This is a genomic window from Burkholderia pseudomultivorans (genome assembly GCF_902499075.1).
In the GTDB taxonomy this organism is placed as follows: Bacteria; Pseudomonadota; Gammaproteobacteria; order Burkholderiales; family Burkholderiaceae; genus Burkholderia; species Burkholderia pseudomultivorans.
Genome location: NZ_CABVPP010000115.1, coordinates 1 through 3,624, shown reverse-complemented (window position 1 = coordinate 3,624; position 3,624 = coordinate 1). Strand labels below are relative to the sequence as shown.

Below are 3,624 nucleotides of genomic sequence, written 5' to 3'. Positions count from 1 at the left end.
GCCCGCGCCGGCCACCGCATCGCAGCCCGCGCCGCACGCCGAACCCGACGCGCCGGCCGCGCCGCCGCACGCGCATCACGACGACAAGCGCGCGCGCCCCGCCGCCGCGGCCGCGTCGGGCGGCGAAGGCAGCTCGATCCGCGTCGGCGTCGAGAAGGTCGACCAGCTGATCAACCTGGTCGGCGAACTGGTCATCACGCAGGCGATGCTCGCGGAAACCGCGAGCGCGTTCGATCCGGCGCTGCACGACCGCCTGTTCAACGGGATGGCGCAGCTCGAGCGCAACGCGCGCGACCTGCAGGAAGCGGTGATGTCGATCCGCATGATGCCGATGGACTACGTGTTCAGCCGCTTCCCGCGCCTGGTGCGCGATCTGGCCGGCAAGCTCGGCAAGCAGGTCGAGCTGGTCACGTTCGGCCAGGCGACCGAGCTCGACAAGAGCCTGATCGAACGGATCATCGACCCGCTCACGCACCTCGTGCGCAACAGCCTCGACCACGGCATCGAGACGGTCGACAAGCGCGTCGCGGCCGGCAAGGACGCGGTCGGCCAGCTCGTGCTGTCGGCCGCGCATCACGGCGGCAACATCGTGATCGAGGTCAGCGACGACGGCGCGGGGCTGAACCGCGAGCGGATCCTCGCGAAGGCCGCGAAGCAGGGCATGCAGATTTCCGAGAACATCAGCGACGACGAGGTCTGGCAGCTGATCTTCGCGCCGGGCTTCTCGACTGCCGAGACGGTGACCGACGTGTCGGGCCGCGGCGTCGGGATGGACGTCGTGAAGCGCAACATCCAGTCGATGGGCGGCCACGTCGAGATCACGTCGCAGGCCGGCCGCGGCACCACCACGCGGATCGTGCTGCCGCTCACGCTGGCGATCCTCGACGGGATGTCGGTGAAGGTCGGCGGCGAGATCTTCATCCTGCCGCTGAACTTCGTGATGGAGTCGCTGCAGCCGTCGAACGACGACATCTACACGGTCGGCAACGGCGAGCGCGTGGTGCGCGTGCGCGGCGAATACCTGCCGCTCGTCGCGCTGCACGAAGTGTTCTCGGTCGAGGACGCGCGCACCGACCCGACGCAGGGGATCGTCACGATCATGGAAACCGAGGGGCGCCGCTTCGCGATGCTGATCGACGAGCTGGTCGGCCAGCAGCAGGTGGTCGTGAAGAACCTCGAAACCAACTACCGCAAGGTGCACGGCATCTCGGCGGCGACCATCCTCGGCGACGGCAGCGTCGCGCTGATCGTCGACGTCGCGGCGCTGAACCGCGAAACCCGTGCGACGCACGGCGCCCGAGCCGGCGCCGAGCTCGCGATGTTCTGACTCTCGCCATTCAACCGATTGGGGGCAAACGTGTCTGCTGAAGTCCAAATGATCAATCCGGCCGCGGCGAACGCGGCCAATGCGACGACCGGCCGCCGCGACGCGGAGCAGGGCGACGCGACGGGCCAGGAATTCCTCGTGTTCACGCTCGGCGACGAGGAATACGGGATCGACATCCTGAAGGTGCAGGAAATCCGCGGCTACGACAGCGTCACGCGCATCGCGAACGCGCCCGAGTTCATCAAGGGCGTGATCAACCTGCGCGGGATCATCGTGCCGATCGTCGACATGCGCATCAAGTTCCACCTCGGCCGCGTCGAGTACGACCACCAGACCGTCGTGATCATCCTGAACGTCGCGCACCGCGTGGTCGGGATGGTCGTCGACGGCGTGTCGGACGTGCTGACGCTGCAGACCGACCAGATCATGCCGGCACCGGAATTCGGCGCGACGCTGACGACCGAGTACCTGACGGGGCTCGGCACGGTCGACGGCCGGATGCTGATCCTGATGGACATCGAAAAGCTGATGTCGAGCCGCGAAATGGCGCTGATCGAGACGCTCGGCGCGTAAGCGCCGGCCATTCCGGGAGAATCTGCGATGTTGCACAACTGGTCGATCCGCACGACGCTGACGGCGGTCGGACTCATCCTCGTGGCGCTGGCCGCAGCCGTCGGCGGGCTCGGCCTATTCGCGCTGAATCACGCGAGCCGCTCGCTCGACGAGATCGCGCACGTCGACCTGCCTGCGATCCACACGCTCGACGACACCTCGTCGTATCTGCTGCGCGCGCGCGTGTCGCTCGACCGCTTCCGCTCGCTGACCGAGGCCGGCAACACCGCCGAGGCGGGCAAGGTGCTCGACCGCGCGCAGGAGCTGTACACGAAGTCGAACCAGAACTGGCAGGCGTTCCAGGCGACGCCGAAGCTCGGCGTCGAGCAGGCGCTCGTCGACGAGCTGGCGGCGCGCTACGCGACGATCGTGAAGGAAGGCGTCGAGCCCGAGTTCGCGGCCGCGCGTGCGGGCGACATGGCCGCGTACCACGCGGTCGCCGACACGAAGATCAGCCCGATGTTCGTCGCGTACGACCAGGCCGCGTCGGCCGTGATCGCATCGCTGCAAAAGCGCGCGGAGCAGCGCCAGGCGGCCACGCAGTCGCAGATCTCGCTGATGATCGCGCTGATCGCGGCCGGCATCGCGCTCGCGTTCGTGGTCGTGGTCGCGATCCGCTTCGCGCTGCGCGGGTTGATCGTGAAGCCGCTCGAGGACGCCATCGGCCACTTCGAGCGCATCGCCGGCGGCGACCTGACGCAGCCGGTGCACGTGTTCAGCAAGAACGAGATCGGCCGCCTGTTCGGCGGCATCAAGCGGATGCAGGACGCGGTCACGACGATGGTGCAGGCCGTGCATCGCGGCACCGAATCGATCGACGTCGGCGCGCGCGAGATCGCGACCGGCAACACCGACCTGTCGCAGCGCACCGAGGAACAGGCTGCGTCGCTGCAGGAAACCGCATCGAGCATGGAGCAGCTGACCGGCACCGTGCGGCAGAACGCGGAGAACGCGCGCCAGGCGAGCCAGCTCGCGGTGAACGCGTCGGACATCGCGACGCAGGGCGGCGAGGTGGTCGGCCAGGTCGTGTCGACGATGCAGGACATCGCGGCCAGCTCGGGCAAGGTCGTCGACATCATCGGCACGATCGAGGGGATCGCGTTCCAGACCAACATCCTCGCGCTGAACGCGGCGGTCGAAGCCGCGCGGGCGGGCGAACAGGGCCGCGGCTTCGCGGTCGTCGCGGGCGAGGTGCGCTCGCTCGCGCAGCGCAGCGCGAGTGCCGCGAAGGAAATCAAGCAGCTGATCGGCGATTCCGCCGACAAGGTCGAAAGCGGCTCGGCGCTGGTCGCGCGCGCCGGCTCGACGATGGACGAGATCGTGCAGGCCGTGCGCCGCGTGACCGACATCATGGGCGAGATCAGCGCCGCGTCCGACGAGCAGTCGACCGGCATCGAGCAGGTCAATCGCGCGGTCGGCCAGATGGATGCCGTCACGCAGCAGAACGCGGCGCTGGTCGAGCAGGCCGCGGCCGCGGCCGCGTCGCTCGAAGAGCAGACGCGCCAGATGAAGGCGATCGTGTCGGGCTGGCGCGTTGCGGGCGGCATCGCGCTCGCGTCGCCGCCCGCGCGTTCGCTGGCGGCGGAACCGGCCGCGGCATTGCCGTCGGCCGTCGGTCACGCCGCCAAGTCGGTCGCCGTGCTGCCGGCGCCGCAGCCGGCGCGTCGCGCCGCTGCGGCAACGTC

At 69.1% G+C, this 3,624-nt stretch carries 3 protein-coding genes; all 3 read left to right on the top strand.

The features are described from left to right. A partial coding sequence (locus BST28156_RS34300) for a chemotaxis protein CheW (protein WP_174904557.1) occupies positions 1-1,327 on the top strand: 1,327 nt, incomplete at its 5' end. Between the two features lie 48 nt (positions 1,328-1,375). Further along, positions 1,376-1,900: a chemotaxis protein CheW gene (gene cheW / locus BST28156_RS34295; protein WP_060245968.1), complete on the top strand. Its 525-nt coding sequence runs from the start codon at positions 1,376-1,378 to the stop codon at positions 1,898-1,900. A 27-nt stretch (positions 1,901-1,927) separates the two neighbouring features. Next, the coding region (locus BST28156_RS34290; RefSeq protein WP_174904556.1) for a methyl-accepting chemotaxis protein at positions 1,928-3,624 on the top strand (1,697 nt) is incomplete at its 3' end.

What these genes read in the sequence shown, in the direction of transcription:
- cheW (WP_060245968.1), top strand. Translation starts at nt 1,376, where the DNA reads ATGATCAATCCGGCCGCGGCGAACGCGGCCAATGCGACGACCGGCCGC.